This is a genomic window from Mesorhizobium sp. P160187 (genome assembly GCF_057766425.1).
In genome coordinates, this window is sequence record NZ_JBYMDX010000004.1 from 918,965 (window position 1) to 936,372 (window position 17,408).

General features: G+C 63.5%; 14 protein-coding genes. 12 read left to right on the forward strand and 2 right to left on the reverse strand.

Translation table 11 applies throughout. The annotated features are described in order from the left end of the window. The first annotated feature begins 92 nt into the window (after nucleotides 1-92). The 7 genes from AC3CCE_RS21525 (at nucleotide 93) to AC3CCE_RS21555 (ending at nucleotide 8,906) form a co-directional block, all read left to right on the forward strand. On the forward strand, nucleotides 93-3,143 hold the full coding sequence (locus tag AC3CCE_RS21525; RefSeq protein ID WP_352625925.1) for a caspase family protein: 3,051 nt from the start codon (nucleotides 93-95) through the stop codon (nucleotides 3,141-3,143). A 99-nt stretch (nucleotides 3,144-3,242) separates the two neighbouring features. After that, nucleotides 3,243-3,791, forward strand: coding sequence for a histidine phosphatase family protein (locus AC3CCE_RS21530; RefSeq protein ID WP_023670442.1), 549 nt, complete (start codon nucleotides 3,243-3,245; stop codon nucleotides 3,789-3,791). A gap of 209 nt (nucleotides 3,792-4,000) precedes the next feature. Further along, complete coding sequence (locus AC3CCE_RS21535; protein ID WP_010909964.1) at nucleotides 4,001-4,282, forward strand: acyl carrier protein; 282 nt, start codon at nucleotides 4,001-4,003, stop codon at nucleotides 4,280-4,282. A 55-nt stretch (nucleotides 4,283-4,337) separates the two neighbouring features. Continuing rightward, nucleotides 4,338-5,531, forward strand: coding sequence for a beta-ketoacyl-ACP synthase (locus tag AC3CCE_RS21540; RefSeq protein ID WP_023735253.1), 1,194 nt, complete (start codon nucleotides 4,338-4,340; stop codon nucleotides 5,529-5,531). A 42-nt stretch (nucleotides 5,532-5,573) separates the two neighbouring features. Beyond that, complete coding sequence (locus AC3CCE_RS21545; RefSeq protein ID WP_352625924.1) at nucleotides 5,574-6,845, forward strand: beta-ketoacyl-ACP synthase; 1,272 nt, start codon at nucleotides 5,574-5,576, stop codon at nucleotides 6,843-6,845. Nucleotides 6,846-6,881: 36 nt separating this feature from the next. Beyond that, entirely contained in the window at nucleotides 6,882-7,910 is a 1,029-nt protein-coding gene (locus tag AC3CCE_RS21550; RefSeq protein ID WP_352625923.1) for a zinc-binding dehydrogenase, read from the forward strand. 3 nt (nucleotides 7,911-7,913) lie between these two features. After that, nucleotides 7,914-8,906 (forward strand): lipid A biosynthesis lauroyl acyltransferase, encoded by a 993-nt coding sequence (locus AC3CCE_RS21555; protein ID WP_352625922.1) that lies wholly within the window; start codon nucleotides 7,914-7,916, stop codon nucleotides 8,904-8,906. A 124-nt stretch (nucleotides 8,907-9,030) separates the two neighbouring features. Here the strand turns inward: AC3CCE_RS21555 and AC3CCE_RS21560 are convergent, their stop codons facing one another. Then, nucleotides 9,031-9,864: a hypothetical protein gene (locus tag AC3CCE_RS21560; RefSeq protein ID WP_352625921.1), complete on the reverse strand. Its 834-nt coding sequence runs from the start codon at nucleotides 9,862-9,864 to the stop codon at nucleotides 9,031-9,033. Between the two features lie 220 nt (nucleotides 9,865-10,084). Then, on the reverse strand, nucleotides 10,085-10,516 hold the full coding sequence (locus AC3CCE_RS21565) for a L,D-transpeptidase (RefSeq protein ID WP_352625920.1): 432 nt from the start codon (nucleotides 10,514-10,516) through the stop codon (nucleotides 10,085-10,087). A gap of 223 nt (nucleotides 10,517-10,739) precedes the next feature. Here AC3CCE_RS21565 and AC3CCE_RS21570 point away from each other — a divergent pair, with 223 nt between their 5' ends. The 5 genes from AC3CCE_RS21570 to AC3CCE_RS21590 all read left to right on the forward strand — a co-directional run bounded on the left by AC3CCE_RS21570 (nucleotide 10,740) and on the right by AC3CCE_RS21590 (nucleotide 17,384). After that, nucleotides 10,740-12,020 (forward strand): acetylornithine deacetylase/succinyl-diaminopimelate desuccinylase family protein, encoded by a 1,281-nt coding sequence (locus AC3CCE_RS21570; RefSeq protein WP_352625919.1) that lies wholly within the window; start codon nucleotides 10,740-10,742, stop codon nucleotides 12,018-12,020. A gap of 121 nt (nucleotides 12,021-12,141) precedes the next feature. Further along, a complete protein-coding gene (locus tag AC3CCE_RS21575) occupies nucleotides 12,142-13,617 on the forward strand; it encodes an ABC transporter substrate-binding protein (RefSeq protein WP_352625918.1) in 1,476 nt (491 codons plus the stop codon). A gap of 334 nt (nucleotides 13,618-13,951) precedes the next feature. Next, nucleotides 13,952-14,899, forward strand: coding sequence for an ABC transporter permease (locus AC3CCE_RS21580; RefSeq protein ID WP_352625917.1), 948 nt, complete (start codon nucleotides 13,952-13,954; stop codon nucleotides 14,897-14,899). Continuing rightward, entirely contained in the window at nucleotides 14,896-15,765 is an 870-nt protein-coding gene (locus tag AC3CCE_RS21585; protein ID WP_352625916.1) for an ABC transporter permease, read from the forward strand. The genes AC3CCE_RS21580 and AC3CCE_RS21585 overlap by 4 nt, the downstream gene beginning before the upstream one ends. Continuing rightward, the gene (locus AC3CCE_RS21590) at nucleotides 15,762-17,384 is read left to right on the forward strand and encodes an ABC transporter ATP-binding protein (protein ID WP_352625915.1); all 1,623 of its coding nucleotides are present in this window, start codon (nucleotides 15,762-15,764) and stop codon (nucleotides 17,382-17,384) included. Before AC3CCE_RS21585 ends, AC3CCE_RS21590 begins: the two co-directional genes overlap by 4 nt. The last annotated feature ends 24 nt before the right edge of the window (nucleotides 17,385-17,408 follow it).

Genomic DNA, 17,408 nt, shown 5'->3' on the forward strand with positions numbered 1-17,408 from the left:
AAATCGATCCTCGATCCGGCCGGCGCCTGAATTTGATCATGGTCGGGTGACAGCGCTATACAGGCTTGGGATCATTAGGGCGGACACAAAGAATGGTCGCGACGCCGAAACAGCGTCATTTCAGACGGGAGTGGCTGGTCAGACAGGGGTGGCTGGTCAGACAGGGGTGGCTGGCGGGTTTCGTCGTTATACTGCTTTGCCTTGGCGTATCTGAGGCCCAGGCCGCCGAGACCAAAAGTCTCAAGGGCGTGGCGCTGATCATCGGCCAGTCGAAATACGAACACATCGCAGCCCTTGCCAACCCGGCCAACGACGCCCGCGACATGGCCAAGATGCTGACCGACCTCGGCTTCGACGCCCGCAACGTCACCGATCGCGATGCCGCCAAGCTGAAGCGCGATCTCGATCGGTTTGTCGAGGACGCCGAAGGCGCCGACGTAGCCTTCATCTATTATTCCGGCCACGGCATCGAGGCCGGCGGCGAGAACTATCTGGTGCCGGTCGACGCCGACGTCTCGTCGTTGAAAAATGCTGGTGAGGCGCTGGTGCCGATTTCAGCCGTCATGGACGAGCTGAAAAAGACCATGCCGGTGACGATCGTGCTGCTTGACGCCTGCCGCACCAACCCGTTTCCGCCGGACGCGGTCGTGCGACGCGGGCCGACGGCTTCCGCCGAGCCCGTCGGCGCCGGCGGGCTGGAACCGGTGCGCGGCGCAAAAGCCCTCGCCGATGCCTCAGTGGATGATGCCAGCCTGGGAACCGTGGTCGGCTTCGCCGCCGAGCCGGGCCGACCGGCGCTCGATGGCGTCGCCGGCGAAAACAGCCCCTACGCCGCCGCCCTGCTGCGCCACCTCACCGCGATGAAAGGCACCGAGTTCGGCTCGGTCATGCGCATGGTAACCGAGGAGGTCTATCTCGACACCAAGGCAAAGCAGCGCCCCTGGGTCAGCGAGAGCCTGCGTCGCCTGCTCTATTTCGGCGTCGCGCCGCCCGAACCGACCGGCGACGACGGGCTGATCACCGGCGAGAGGCGGCAATTGCTGCTGACCATTTCCGACCTGCCCGATCCCAAACGGGCTCAGGTGGAGTTGGCTTCTCTCCAGGACGGCGTGCCCCTTGACGCGCTCTACGGCGTGCTCAAGGCGCTCGGCACGGAAAAGATCCCTGAGGATCCCAACGACCTGCAGAAGGTGCTGGACAGCCAGGCCGAGCGTCTGAAGAAGATGATGGCCGAGCGCGCCGCATTACGCACCGACGATCCCGAGATCAGTCGCCTGGTCGCATCCGCCGACAAGGCCATAGGCCAGGGCGCCATGGTGACGGCGCGCAAATTCCTCGACGACGCGGTCGGCCGGATCGAGGAAAACAGCGGTGCGGTGGATGAGGCCGAGGACCTGCTCCGGCAAAAGCGCATCGCCGACGCCGCCATCTATGCCAAACGCGCCGACGCCGCCGCGCTGGTCTTCGACTACAAATCCGCCGCCACCGACTACGCCAAGGCGTTTTCGCTGGTCGAGAAGTGGGACGAAAAGCTGCGCTGGAACTACAAGAACCAGGAGGCCGAGGCGCTGAACGCTTATGGCTACGCCACCGGCGACCTCGATGCACTACAACAGTCCATCGAGGCCTATCATGTCATCTTGAACTTCATTCCCAATGGCGAACAGAACCGCGATTGGGCAATCACTCGCAACAACATGGCGGTCGTGCTGCAAACCATCGGCGAACGCGAAACCGAGACCGCGCATCTGGAAGAGGCAGCGCAGATCTTCCGCGGTTCGCTTGCCGTTTTCGAGCGCGAGAAAGATGATCGCAACTGGGCCGCTGCGCAGAACAACCTGGCCAATGTGCTGCTGAAGATCGGGGAACGCGAAAGCGACCCCAAGCGCCTGAACGATGCGGTGGCGGCAATGCGCGCCACGCTGGAGAGGCGCCCGCGCGACAAGCTGCCTTTGGACTGGGCCTCTTCGCAGAACAATCTTGGCCTCGCCCTCTATGCGCTCTCCGAACGCGAACCCACCGGCGAGCATCTTAAGCAGGCCGAAGCCGCCTACCGGCTGGCGCTTGAGGAATACACGCGCGAAAAAACGCCGGTAGAATGGGCGATGATCGAGAACAATCTCGGCAACACGCTGGTCACCCTTGGCATCCAGCTCAACGATAAGGCCAAGATCAATGAGGCGGCCAACGCTTTCCGCGCCGCGCTGGAAGTGCGAACCCGCGAAACCTTCCCGGTGTCCTGGGCGACCAGCCGCCTCAACCTGGGCGATGCGCTGAGCGGTATCGCCCGCTTCGATATGGGCACGGCTACGCTGGAAGAAGCTGCAGCTGCCTACAACGACGCTCTGACGGTGTTTACCCGCAAGCGCTTCCCGATGGACTGGGCGTCAGCCCAGAACAATCTTGGATCGATCTATCAGACCCTTGGTCAGCGCACCCGTGATGCGGCCAAGCTGGAACAGTCGGCGGCAGCCTTCCAGGCGGCACGGCAGGTCTATGTCAGGCGGAAGTTCCCGCAGGACTGGGCGATGAGCTACTACAATCTCGGCAACACGCTGCAGCTTCTCGGCGGCGTCACCGACAAGCCCGAGCATTACAGCGAGGCGGTCGACGCCTACGGCAATGCGTTGCGCGAGTACAAGCGCGAGACGAACCCGCGGCAATGGGCAATGGCCCAGGCCGGCCTGGGCTCGACGCTGCACTGGTTGAGCATGAGCAATGGCGATGCCAAGACGCTGCAGGATTCGATTGCGGCGCGGCGGGCAGCGCTCGAAATACTCACCATCGAGGCCGCGCCGGTCGACTGGGCCAACGCTCAAAATGGCATCGGTATGAGCCTGCTCAATCTCGGCAATCTCCAGCGGACCGACAAATATCTCAACGACGCCGAAGCGGCGTTCACGGCGGCGCTGAAGGTGTTTACGCGCGAAAGTCAGCCGCTGCAGTGGGCCTTCGAGCAGAACAATATCGGCGACGTCCACTGGAACCGCGCCAGCTATGGCGCGGGCAAGCCGGAATATCTCAAGGCGATCGAATTCTTCGAGAACGCCAAGCAGGGCTTCACCGAAGCCGGCTACACGATCCCTATCCCGCTCACCGATCAGAAGATCGAGCTGGCGAAGAAGCAAATGGCGAAAATGTGAAGCGAACCGAGGGTTCGCCTTTCGCTTGTCTTTGTGCCGGCTTTCCGATCCCTATATCAGAATGACCGGAGCGGCATCAGGCTCCCGGAAAAGGTTTCGATGATTCGATTTGTGCTGTCGCTGTTCCTGCTTGCTGTTCCCGCCGTCGCCCACGCGACCGACGCCGGCTGGGCGCTGCTGCGTGACGGCGGCCATGTCGTGCTGCTTCGCCACGCGCTGGTCACCGGCACCACCGACCCCGCCAATTTCGTCATCGACAACTGCGCCACCCAGGTCAACCTATCGGCGCGCGGCAAGCAGCAGGCGAGCAAGATCGGCGCCTTGTTCGGCGCCCGCGCCGCCCCCATCGAGCGGGTGCTGTCCAGCCGCTATTGCCGCTGCCTCGACACTGCCCGCATCGCCTTCGAGGCGGAGCCGGAGCTTTTTGCGCCGCTCGACCTCCTGAGGAGCGATCCGACCGAGAAGGCCGCGCAGCTCGACGCGGTGATGAAGGAAATCCGCGCCTACACCGGTTCCGACAATCTGGTCATGGTCACGCATCTCGAAAACATCGTCGCGCTGACCGGCGTCTCGCCGCGCGAGGGCGAAGCGGTGGTGGTCGAGCCGCAGGGCGATGGCTTGCGCGTGCTCGGCCGCGTCACGTTCTGAGAAAGCCAGTGGTCAAGCTCCGTGAAAACTGAGCTGACGTAACGTCAACTGGGAGGGCCGCCGGCTTGTCGGGCGGCCCTTCTTGTCTTTATGGGAAGGCCATCCCATCTGCGCCCGGCGCATCAGGCCTTTTCCTGCCGGGAAAAACCGATTAGACAGCGCCCAAACCAGATGCGGACAGATTCCGCCCGCAACCGAAGGAAGAGCCCTTGTCCACCACGTTCGACAAAGTCGCCAAGATCATTGCCGACACCAGCGAGATCGACATCGATACCATCACTCCCGAGAGCCACACGATCGACGATCTCGGCATCGACAGTCTCGATTTCCTCGATATCGTCTTTGCCATCGACAAGGAATTCGGCATCAAGGTGCCGCTGGAAAAGTGGACCCAGGAAGTCAATGACGGCAAGGCTTCGACCGACGATTACTTCGTCATGAAGAACCTGTGCGCCAAGATCGACGCGCTGGTCGCCGCCAAGACCGCCTGATATCGGCAAGCGCGCGGCCTTGACGGGCTGCGCCGCCTGACCCACAAAGCCGCTCATGAGCAGCCCTCGCGACGTCGTCATCACCGGTATCGGCCTTGTCTCCTCGCTGGGAGAGGGTCCGGATACCCACTGGCAGAAGCTGGCGCAGCCGGGCCTGGAGCCGGTGCTCGAAGCCGCGCGCTTTGGGCCCTACACCGTGCATCCCCTGCCGGAGATCGACTGGAACCTGCAGATCGCCAAGCGCGGCGACCAGCGGCAGATGGAAACCTGGCAGCGGCTGGGCACCTATGCCGCCGGCATGGCGCTGGACGACGCCGGCATCAAGGGCAATGACGAACTCTGCACGACCATGGACATGGTTGTCGCTGCCGGCGGCGGCGAGCGGGACGAGGCGGTCGATGCCGCCATCCTCGCCGCGTCCGAGAGCCGCAACGACCGCGACGTGCTGCTCAACGAGAAGCTGACCACCGAATTGCGGCCGACGCTTTTCCTGGCCCAGCTCTCCAATCTGCTCGCCGGCAACATCTCCATCGTCCACAAGGTGACGGGATCGTCGAGGACCTTCATGGGCGAGGAAGGTGCCGGCGTCGCCGCCGTCGAGACCGCCGCGGCGCGCATCCGCTCCGGACAGTCGACCCACATACTGGTAGGTGGCGCCTTCCAGACCGAACATTCCGACATGCTGCTCGGCTATGAATTGGCCGGCTATCTGCATCGCGGCCCATGGAAGCCGGTCTGGCAGAGACAGGGCGCCGAGGGCGGCGGCCTGGTCTCCGGCTCCGGCGGCGCGTTCCTGGTGCTGGAGCAGCGCGAACACGCGCAAAGCCGTGGGCGGAAAATCTATGCCGAGCTCGGACCGGTCGTCTCAGGCCGCGCCCGGCGCTCGCGCGGCGAGCTTGACGCCGAGATCGCGACACTGCTCAAACAGGCAACTCTCCCAAGCGGCAAGCTGCTTGCCCTGTCGGGCGCCTCCGGCGCGCATACCGCAACGTCAGCCGAAAAGTCAGCGCTGGATGCCAATCCGGCGATATCGGCGCGCGGCTTCGCCACGCTGACCGGGCATATGAAGGAAGCGCAGTTTCCATTCGCGGTCGCCCTCGCCGCCCTGGCCGTTGACCGCAAGGCCGCCTACCCAGTATTCGACGCCGCGGCCGAGAAGCCGTTCGAAGGCATTCCCGAAACCGTGCTCGCAACGGCGATCGGCTATCACCAATTCGAGGGCATGGCTCTGGTCAACGCTGCTGCTTGAAGCAGCGCTGCGCGATCATGCTGCAAAGTTAAGAGGTTCCGGATGGCCAATCTCAGAGATCACATGGGCAGGCCGATCGTCGCCGTCACCGGCATCGGTGTGGTAACGTCGCTCGGCATCGGCAAGGCCGATAACTGGGCGGCACTGACCTCCGGCAAATCGGGCATCCACCCGATCACCCGCTTTCCCGTCGACCACCTCAACACCCGCATCTCCGGCATGGTCGATTTCCTCGACTCAAGCTCGAAAGGCGCCAGCCTGCTGACCTACGAACTGGCCGAAACCGCCGCGAATGAGGCGGTGGCCGAATCCGGCCTCGATTCCTCTGATTTCGGTGGCCCGCTCTTCCTCGCCTCGCCGCCGGTCGAGCTCGACTGGCATGATCGCTTCGCGCTCTACAATTCCGACGGCAAAGGCGCTGGCGCCGAAAGGCTGCTCAGGGTGGCGCGCGGGCTGAACGAAACAGATACGTTCGCAAGCACGCAGTTCGGCGCGATCGCCGACCGGCTGGCCGACCGCTTTGGCACACGCGGCCTGCCGATCACGCTGTCGACGGCCTGCGCTTCGGGCGCCACCGCCATCCAGCTCGGGGTCGAGGCGATCCGGCGCGGCGAATGCGACCGGGCGCTGTCGATCGGCGCCGACGGTTCGGCAACCGCCGAGGCGCTGATCCGCTTTTCGCTGCTCTCGGCACTGTCGACCCACAATGACATCCCGGAAAAGGCGTCAAAACCCTTCTCCAAGGACCGCGACGGCTTTGTGCTGGCCGAAGGCTCCGGCGCGCTGGTGCTGGAATCGCTTGAGGCAGCCCTTGCCCGGGGCGCCAGCGTTCTCGGTATCCTGCGCGGCTGCGGTGAAAAGGCCGACGATTTCCATCGCACCCGTTCCAAGCCCGACGGTTCGCCGGCGATCGCAGCAGTCCGCGCCGCCCTTGCCGATGCCGGCTTGAGCAAGGACGAGATCGACTACGTCAACGCTCACGGCACCTCGACACCGGAAAACGACAAGATGGAGCATCTGTCGCTGTCGACCGTGTTCGGCGATCGCATCGGCTCGATGCCGGTCTCGTCCAACAAGTCGATGATCGGCCACACGCTGTCGGCGGCCGGCGCCGTCGAAGCGGCGTTTTCGCTGATGACCATGCGCGAAAGCGTCATTCCGCCGACCATCAACTACGACAATCCCGACCCGGCAATCGTGCTCGACGTGGTGCCCAACAAGAAGCGCAATGCCGAAGTCGGCACCGTGCTGTCGAACTCGTTCGGCTTCGGCGGCCAGAACACCTGCCTTGTCATGGCGCGGGAACCGGTCTAAGCGACCTTTTTCAGCCAGACTGAACTGACAGGCCCCATGCGCGCACTGCAACTTATCGAGGACCGCCGTCTTGAAACGGTGGACCTGCCGCCCCCGCCGCCCCCCGCATTGGGCGAAGTCACGCTGCGCATCAAGGCGGTGGCGCTGAACCATATCGACGTCTGGGGCTGGCGTGGGATGGCCTTCGCCAAGCGTAAGCTGCCGCTGGTCGTCGGCGCCGAGGCCTCCGGCGAGGTCGAGGCTGTCGGCCCCGGCGTCTCCAGCCTGCTGCCCGGACAATTGGTGTCGATCTACGGCGCGCGCACCTGCGGCCTTTGCCGCGCCTGCCACGAAGGCCGTGACAATCTCTGCGAACATGTCTCGGGCGTCCACGGCTTCCATCTCGACGGCTTTGCGCAGGAGAAGATCAACCTGCCGGCGCGCCTGCTGGTCCCTGCCCCTCCCGGCGTGACCGATGTCGGCGCGGCTGTCGCCCCCGTCACCTTCGGCACCGTCGAGCACATGCTGTTCGACAATGCCAAGCTGCAGCCCGGCGAAACCATCCTCATCCATGCCGGGGGCTCCGGCATCGGCTCGGCGGCGATCCAACTGGCCAAGCGCATGGGTTGCACCATCATCACCACGGTCGGCTCCAACGACAAGATCGACAAGGCCAAGGCGCTCGGAGCCGACCATGTCATCAACTACCGCGACGATCGTTTCGAAGGCGTCGTGCGCAAGCTCACCAGGAAGAAGGGCGTCGATGTCGTGTTCGAACATGTCGGCGCCGACACCTTTGCCGCCTCGATGCTGTGCCTCAAGCGCGGCGGCCGCCTGGTCACCTGCGGCTCGACCTCCGGCGTGTCGACCCAGATCAATCTGATGCAGCTGTTCCAGCAGCAGCTGAAGCTGCTCGGGTCCTTCGGCTGCCGCATGGAGAACATGGCCAACGCCATGCAGAAGATGGCGGCGGGACAGGTAGCACCTGTTATCGACACCGAGGTCGGCTTCGACGGCATCGACGCCGCGCTGAAGCGCATGGAAGGCCGCGACGTGTTCGGCAAGATCATTCTGCGCGTTTCTTAGGCTATGGTCGGCAAGGTGTTCAAGAAAGCCCGCCGGGACTTCATGTTCCGCTATGGCAGGCGGCTGCGCCAGATGGAGCACTGGCTGGTTGCGCGTGCGGCGATGACGATCATTTCGCTGCTGCGCCTCTTGCCCGCGGACAGGGCGCTCAATTTTGCCGACCGCGCGGCCCGCCGCATCGGCCCCCGTGTCAGGCGCCACCGTGTCGCCATCAACAATCTGCGCCTTGCCTATCCCGAAAAGAGCGATGTCGAGATCGAGGCCATCGCCTCCGACATGTGGGGCAACATGGCCCGGCTCGCCGCAGAATACATCTTTCTCGATGCGCTCTTCGACTATGATCCGAACGCAGCGACGCCCGGCCGCGTCGAAGTCGGTGGCGCCGATCATTTCCATCAGATAGCCGGCGAGGACAAACCGCATATCCTGTTCACCGGCCATCTCGGCAATTTCGAGCTGCTGCCCGTGGCTGCCGCGACGTTCGGCATGAAGATCACGGCGCTGTTTCGTCCGCCGAACAATCCTTACCTCGCGGATTATATCCATTCGACGCGGCGTTCGAGCATGGGCGCCTTGCTGCCGTCTTCGACCGGCGCCTCCTTCGCGCTGGCGTCGATTCTGGAGAAAGGCGGCAATATCGGCGTGCTGGTCGACCAGAAATTCTCCAGCGGGCTGGAGACAATCTTCTTTAACCGCCCATGCCAGAGCAATCCGGTTCTGGGCATGCTCGCCCGTCACTATGATTGCGACGTCTATCCGGCGCGATGTGTGCGGCTGCCAGGCAACCGCTTCCGCCTCGAGATCGAGGACAAGCTGACCTTGCCGCGCAATGAAAGCGGCAGCGTCGATGTCGCGGCCACCACCCAACTGCTCGCCGACGTGGTCGAGCGCTGGGTGCGCGAAGATCCGGGACAGTGGATGTGGTTCCACAAAAGGTGGGAAATCTCAGGCCGGCGTCGCCGCCGGCGTGGACAAGCGAAAGAAGCCGCCCGCTAGCGGTTTAAGCCTTTTGCTGCCTGTTGCGCGGACAGAAAACCCACGCTCAATGAAAAACCGCGAAGATTTCTCCTCGGGGCTTTCCAGTTTGATCTTCTGTTCGTTAGCCTGTCGGACCTGGATCTTACAGGAACGGGGTGACAAAGTTCGTTCGATATGTATCCATCGTGGCGCCGTTGCGATCTTCGTCGAGCAGCGTATCCGACCCGAAGCTTGCGCGCAGACCAATCACATATTTATGGATGTTCACGTTTTCTCCAGCTATGGATACGTGGTCCAGTTGATAGCGTCCGAACACCGAGAGTGGCGTGTCGGAAAACCGGTACATGGCTTGCAGCGCCGCGGTGACGGTATCGAGATGCTCGCCACCTAGGGACAGTCGCGTAAAGCCGAGCTCACCATCGAAGCGAAGATTGTCCAGCGCAAAGTAACGCACCACGCTGCGGCCACCCCAATTGTCCGCATGCTCGGATGACCCGCTGGCCCGCAGCTGACCATAATAAACCTGGCCGTAGAGGGTTGCGTTGCCCACGTAGACTTGGGCCTCGGGTCCGACCGAGAAGCTGTAGACATCCGGAAAGCCAAGAGAGTCGCCACCGTAGCCGGTGATTGAAGCAAAGCCGCCGAGCGCATAGGCGGTGGGATCACGCCAGTAACCGTGAACGGCGCCGCCATAGCCATAGAGATTTTGATCGTCGATCCAAAGCGAATCGATGATCGCATCAGCCTGGATGTTCCAGCGGGAATCGATCGGGAAATTGACGCGACCGGCACCGCCGGCCACCGTCGACGTCGAGTGTCCACCACTGGCCGACAGATACAGTCCGCCGAGATAGGCCTCGACGTAGCCAGAAATATGCGGCTGAGTGAGTTCCTGGTCCAAGACGACCGGCGCATCGGCGGCGAAGGCCGATGTGGTTGTCGCGGCAATCGCCGCGCCGAGAATAAGTCGATACATCAAGAGCCCCTCGTGTTTGCCTGTTCGGTATCTACCTCGCTGCCGACTGACGCAAGCATAAGTAGCATCAAATATGGAGCACGGGCCGAGTCTGACGGCCAGTGCGATATTCCTGCAACATTGGCGCCAGAGTTGCTTGAACACAACCAGTCGCATTCCACCTGGATGGGTGTGGAATACTGGCGCCCGACAAAACCTACTGTATTTCGTCAATAGTGAATCAGTTCGTAACAACGATCCGCGTATTGCCGAAGCCGACTTCGCGCACCATCGCATAGAACATCGCGGCATTGGCGGTGTGCAGCCGCACGCAGCCATGCGATGCCGGACGCCCCAGCTGCCTGACCGCGCCGGTGCCGTGGATGGCGTAGCCGCCATGGAAGAACACCGAGTAAGGCATTGGCGACATGTGGTATTTTTTCGAATACCACATCCGCGCCGTCCGCTGCGGCCGGTAGGTGCCGCGCGGCGTGAAATAGCCACTGCGGGCGGTCGACACGCTCCAGCGATAAAGCACCTGGCCGTATTGGCTGACGGTCATGGTCTGCGACGAGACGTCGATGCTGGCCACCAGCGAGGCAGCCCTGCTTTCGATGGACGTGCCGAACAGCATCGCCGCAAAAGCAGCTGCCACGAGAACGATTTTAGTCATGAGATCAAACCCCTTTGATGCCCCTTGCCTGCCCTGTCATCACGCGGTTTTTCATCTTTTTAACGACAGGTGAGTGATCTAGCACACACTCCTTGATAAATTCGCCAATCTAAAGCAGCGAATTTGAACGATTTTCCCGCCATAGTTGCCGCTGCGACACGAAGTTTCGGCGCCAGTGGCGCGATGCTTGCAAAGCCACCCACTTGCCTGCTCAAATCCGGGAATGAGCGAACGACTCTTCAAAGCGATAGACGCCCGTGTTGATGACCTGGTCGCACTGACCGCCGACCTGATCCGCTTCCCGACCATCAACCCGCCTGGCGAAGCCTATCGCCCCTGCGTCGAATATATAGGTGCGCGCCTAGGCAGGCTTGGCTTCGAAACCGAATTCATCCGCGCCGAAGGCACGCCCGGCGACACCGACCGCTACCCCCGCGTCAATGTCGTCGCCCGCTTCGACGGCCGCTCGCCTGGGGCCTGCGTCCATTTCAACTCTCACATCGATGTGGTCGAAGCCGGCGAGGGCTGGAGCGTCGATCCCTTTGCCGGCGTGGTGAAGGACGGCAAGGTCTACGGGCGCGGCGCCTGCGACATGAAAGGGGGCATGGCCGCCTCGATCATCGCGGCGGAAGCCTTCATGGAGGTTTTCCCCGACTTTCCTGGCGCCATCGAAATCTCCGGCACCGTCGATGAAGAGTCCGGCGGCTTCGGCGGCGTCGCCCATCTGGCGAAGCTTGGCTATTTCTCGAAACCCAAGGTCGACCACGTCATCATCCCCGAGCCGCTAAACAAGGACCGCATCTGTCTTGGCCATCGCGGCGTCTGGTGGGCGGAGATCGAGACCAAGGGCGAGATCGCGCACGGCTCCATGCCGTTCCTCGGCGACAATGCCGTGCGCCACATGGGCGCCGTGCTGCAGGCCTTCGAGGATGAACTGTTTCCGGCGCTCGACCGCAAGGTGACGCGCATGCCTGTCGTGCCCGAAGGCGCAAAGCGCTCGACCATGAACATCAACTCGATCCATGGCGGCCAGACCGAGGATTTCCGCCCCGGCCTGCCCTCACCCAACGTGCCCGACGCCTGCCGGCTGACCATCGACCGCCGCTTCCTGCTCGAGGAGGACCTTGCCACGGTCAAGAGCGAGGTGACCGATATCCTCGACCGGCTGAAGCGCGAGCGCAAAAAGTTCGACTACGAGATTCGCGACCTGATGGAGGTGCTGCCGCTGATGACCGAGCGCGACGCGCCGGTGGTCAAGGCGGTGGCGCAAGGCATCATGGCGATCTTCGACCGCGAGCCGGAATATGTCATTTCACCAGGCACTTACGACCAGAAGCACATCGCCCGCATCGGCCACATCTATGATTGCATCGCCTATGGCCCGGGCATTTTGGACCTCGCCCACCGGCCCGACGAATGGGTCGGCATCTCTGATATGGTGGAGTCGGCCAAGGTGATGGCGATCGGGCTGAATGTGCTGCTTAGGGGCACGGCCGCGGACTGAACCATCGACTTCGCTGAAAAAACATTCCTCCCCGCGCCGCTGCAGAGCACGAAACGCAATTTACTCCACCTCGAAATCACGCTTCTATCGCACCAGGGTTCGAGCATTTGGGAGTTGCACGATGAAATTGTGGAAAACCATTCTTGCCGCCGCGGTGCTGGCACTGGGCGGAAGTCAGGCATTTGCCGCACGCACCGACCTGGTGATCGGCATTACGCTCGAGCCGCCGCATCTCGATCCGACCGCCGGTGCTGCCGCGGCGATCGACGAAGTGCTCTACGCCAACGTCTTCGAGGGCCTGACCCGCATCGGTCCGAATGGCGAAGTGCTGCCCGACCTCGCCGAGAGCTGGGCCATTTCCGACGACGGCAAGGTCTACACCTTCAAGCTGCACACCGGCGTCAAATTCCATGACGGCAGCGATTTCGACGCCGGCGACGTGAAATTCTCGCTCGACCGCGCCCGCGCCGACAATTCGGTCAACGCGCAAAAGGCCCTGTTCGCCTCCATCGATGCGGTCGAAGTCGTCGATCCGACGACGGTCAGGGTGACGCTGAAGAACCCGCAAGGGTCGTTCCTCTACAATCTGGGCTGGGGCGACGCGGTGATCGTGGCGCCCGAGAGCGCCGACACCAACAAGGAAAAGCCCATCGGCACCGGCCCGTTCAAATTCCAGAGCTGGGCCAAGGGCTCGTCGATCACGCTGGTGAAATCGGACACTTACTGGGGCGCCCCGGTGTTCCTCGACAAGGCCGAGTTCCGCATCGTTCCCGACGCCGCTGCCGCCGTGCCGGCGCTGCTCTCCGGCGACATCCAGGCTTTCCCTTTCTTCGATCCCGACAGCGTCGCGCAGGTCAAGGACGATCCGCGCTTCAAGGTGGTGATCGGCTCGACTGAGGGCGAGACCATTCTGGCGATCAACAACAAGAAGCCGCCTTTCGACAAGCTCGAGGTGCGGCAGGCAATTGCCTTCGCGCTCGACCGCAAGGCGATCATCGACGGCGCCTCGGCCGGCCTCGGCGTGCCGATCGGCTCGCACATGTCGCCCGCCAGCAAGGCCTATGTCGACCTCACCGGCCTGTACCCGCACAATGTCGAGAAGGCCAAGGAGTTGCTGAAGCAGGCCGGCTTCGAAAACGGCATCAAGGCGACGCTGAAGCTGCCGCCGCCTTCCTATGCACGGCTTGGCGGCGAGATCATCGCCTCGCAGCTGCGCGATGTCGGCATCGACCTGGAAATCATTCCGGTCGAATGGGCGCAGTGGCTGGATCAGGTGTTCACCAAGAAGGATTACGACCTGACCATCGTCTCCCACACCGAGCCCAACGACATCGATATCTACTCGCGCAAGGACTACTACTTCAACTACGACAACCCCGCCTTCGACAAGATCATCGCCGAGCTGAACCTCACCTCCGACGACGCCAAGCGCAACACGCTGCTCGGCGAAGCACAGAAGATCCTGGCCGACGACGCCGTGGTCGGCTTCCTCTATGAACTCCCGAAGGTCGGCGTCTGGGACGCCAAGCTGCAGGGCCTGTGGGAGAATGCGCCGATCCAGGCGAATGATCTGACCAAGGTGAAGTGGACGGATTGAGGCGGCTGGCCAAGGCGCAGCGCTTGCGCTCCGTCACACCCCCCTCTGCCCTGCCGGGCATCTCCCCCTCAAGGGGGGAGATTGCGCTCTCATCTCTGCTTTCGCCAATTGCCAGCGCCGCAAAGGAAAGCCCGGCGCTGAAACTGCTGATCTCCCCCCTTGCGGGGGGTGAGGAGTGGTCCGCGCAGCGGACGGAAAGCCAACTGCTTGGCTTTCCGAACAACGAACGCCCGAAGCGACAGCGAAGGGCCGGGTCCGGCAGGACAGAGGGGGGTGTGACAGAACGCTGCCTTTGCTCAGTCATCGCACTTGGCAACGCACCATTCCCTCCACCATGACCGCCTACCTCCTCCAACGCCTCGCCATTGCCATCGCCACCTTGATCCTGGCCTCGATGGTCGTCTTCACCGTGCTCGAAATCCTGCCCGGCGATCCGGCGCGGCTGATGCTTGGCCTCAACGCCAGCGCCGAGCAGGTCGAACTCCTGCGCAACCAGATGGGCCTTAACGCGCCGCTTCTCCTGCGCTACCTCCACTGGGTCGGCGGTCTGCTCAGCCTCGATTTCGGCCGCTCCTACACTTATTCGGTGCCGGTCATCGACCTTGTCCGCGAGCGCATGGCGGTTTCCCTGCCGCTGGCGCTGATCGCGCTAACGCTGTCCACCATCATTGCCATTCCGGTCGGGCTCTATTCCGCCAGTCGGCGCGGCCGCGCCGGTGACACGATTGCCATGGGTGCCGCGCAGCTCGGCGTCGCCGTGCCGAACTTCTGGTTCGCGCTGATGCTGATCTACCTCTTTGCCGTCTGGTTGCGGCTGGTGCCGGCCGGCGGCTTTCCCGGCTGGAGCGCCGGCGCCTGGCCGGCGCTGAAATCGCTGCTGCTGCCGGCCATCGCCCTCGCTCTGCCGCAGGGCGCGATCCTGGCGCGCGTTGCCCGCTCCGCGCTGCTCGAGGTGCTGAACGAGGATTATATCCGCACCGCCCGCGCCAAGGGCCTGCCCTATCGCGCCGTACTATGGCGGCACGCGCTGCGCAACGCGATGATCCCGGTTCTGACCATTCTGGGCCTGCAATTCGCCTTCCTGCTCGCCGGCACCATCATCATCGAGAACGTCTTTTATCTGCCGGGCCTCGGACGGCTGGTGTTCCAGGCGATCACTCAGCGCGACCTGATCGTGGTGGAAAGCATCGTCATGCTGCTGGTCGTCGCCGTCATTGCCGTTAACCTCGTCGTCGACGTCTCCTACGCCATCGTCGATCCGCGCCTTCGAGGCCGGCAATGACGCTGCACATCGACATCCCGCAGGAGACGTTGGGCAGCATTCTGGCCAAGGCCTTCCGCAACCGCTCCTTCCTCATCGGCTTCGCCATCACGGTGCTGGTGGCTGCAATAGCGGTCATCTCCTACGTCTGGACGCCCTACGACGTGACCAAACTGGTGATCTCGGACAAGACGCTGGCGCCCTCTGCGGCGCACTGGTTCGGCACCGATCATTTCGGCCGCGACATCCTGTCGATGATCATGGTCGGCGCCCGCAACTCGATCGCCGTGGCGCTGGTCGCGGTTGGCATCGGCATGGGCGTCGGCGTGCCGCTCGGCGCCTTCGCCGCGGCGCGCGGCGGGTTCGTCGACGAGGCGCTGATGCGGCTGAACGACCTTGTCTTCGCCTTCCCGGCGCTTTTGTCGGCGATCATGATCACCGCCATCTTCGGACCGGGCGCCATCAACGCCATCATCGCCATCGGCATCTTCAACATCCCGGTGTTTGCGCGCGTCGCCCGCGCCGGCGCGCTGGCGATCTGGCCACGCGAGTTCATTCTCGCCGCGCGCGCCGCCGGCAAGAGCAAGACGCAGATTACAATCGAGCACGTGCTGCCCAACATCGCCACGCTGCTTCTGGTGCAAGGCACCATCCAGTTCGCGCTCGGCATTTTGGCCGAAGCCGGCCTCTCCTATGTCGGCCTCGGCGCCCAGCCGCCAATGCCGAGCTGGGGCCGCATGCTGTTCGACGCGCAGACGCGCATGGTGGTGGCGCCTTGGATGGCCATCTTCCCCGGCACGGCCATCGTCGTCACGGTGCTTGGGCTCAATCTGCTCGGCGACGGCATCGCCGACATACTCGACCCGAAATCGCGGCGGCAGCGATGAGCCTGCTGCAGATGGAGAACCTGTCGCTGGCCATCGGCGACACGCCGATCCTGAAAGGGGTCGACCTCTCCGTCGCGCCCGGCGAGGTGATGGGGCTGGTCGGCGAATCCGGCTCGGGCAAATCGATGACGGCGCTGACCATCATGCAGCTTCTGCCGCATGCTGCGCGCGCCACCGGCTGCGTGACCTTCGACGGCATCGACATTCTCGCGGCCACAGAGGACCAGATGTGCGCGTTGCGCGGCGATGACATCGGCATGGTGTTCCAGGAGCCGATGACGGCGCTGAACCCGGTCAAGACCATCGGCGAACAAGTCGCCGAAGGCATACGCTGGCACACCAAAGCCAGCCGCGCGGAAGCCGAAGACCGGGCGCGCAAAATGCTCGACCGGGTTGGCCTGCCCGAGGCGAAATTCCCGCTGTCGCGCTATCCGCACGAATTGTCGGGCGGCCAGCGCCAGCGCGTCGTCATCGCCATTGCCTGTGCGTTGAAACCCAAGCTGCTCATCGCCGACGAACCGACCACGGCGCTCGACGTGGTGCTGCAGGCGCAGATCCTCGACCTCTTGCGCGGCCTTGTCAGCGAAAACCGCATGGGCCTGCTGTTGATCTCGCACGATCTCGCGGTCGTCACCGAAATGGCCGACCGCATCACCATTCTGCGCCATGGCGAAGTGATGGAAGCCGGCGACACCGCACGCACGCTGTCTGAACAGCTGCATCCCTACACGCGCCAGCTGGCGCTGGCCTCGATGCACGTGCCCGCGCGCGCCAAAGTTCACGCCACCGGATCGGCCAAGCCGCTGCTTGAGGTCGAAGGCGTGACCCGCGACTATCCCGGGCGGCGTACATCCCTGTTCAAACCCGCTCCCCCGATCCGCGCTGTCGACGACGTCTCCTTGTCGCTGGCGCCGGGCCAATCGGTGGCGCTGGTCGGCCGCTCCGGCTGCGGCAAGTCAACGCTTGCCCGCATGATCCTGGCGCTCGACAAATCGACATCGGGCACGATCCGCTTTCGCGGCGAGACCATCACCGGCAAAAGCGAAGCGGAGCTCAAAGCCGCGCGGCGCGACATGCAGGTGGTGTTCCAGGATCCCTACGGCTCTTTCGACCCGCGCCAGAAGGTCGAGAAACTGGTCGCCGAGCCGCTGCATGTACTGGAAAAGAAGCCGACACCGGCCGAGCGGCGCGAGATGGTGGCGCATGCGCTGCACGAGGTCGGCCTCGGCGTCAGCGACATGGACAAATATCCGCATGAGTTTTCCGGCGGCCAGCGCCAGCGCCTGTCGATCGCCCGCGCCATCATCACAAGGCCGAAGCTGGTCGTCGCCGACGAGCCGGTCTCGGCGCTCGACGTGTCGATCCGCGCCCAGATCCTCGATCTGTTCGCAGAGCTCAACCAGAAGCTCGGCATCGGCTATCTCTTCATCACTCACGATTTGACCGTCGCCCGCGCCATCACCGATGAGGTGCTGGTCATGCATGACGGCAGGATCGTCGAGCGCGGCAAGACCGGCGACGTGCTCGATCATCCGCAGTCGGAGGCGGCCAGGGCGCTGGTCGCGGCTGCGCCCGATCTGCATCGGGCGATCGCTCACCGTATGCAGGAACAGGGGTGAGTGACCGGTTCGCGCAGCGAATTC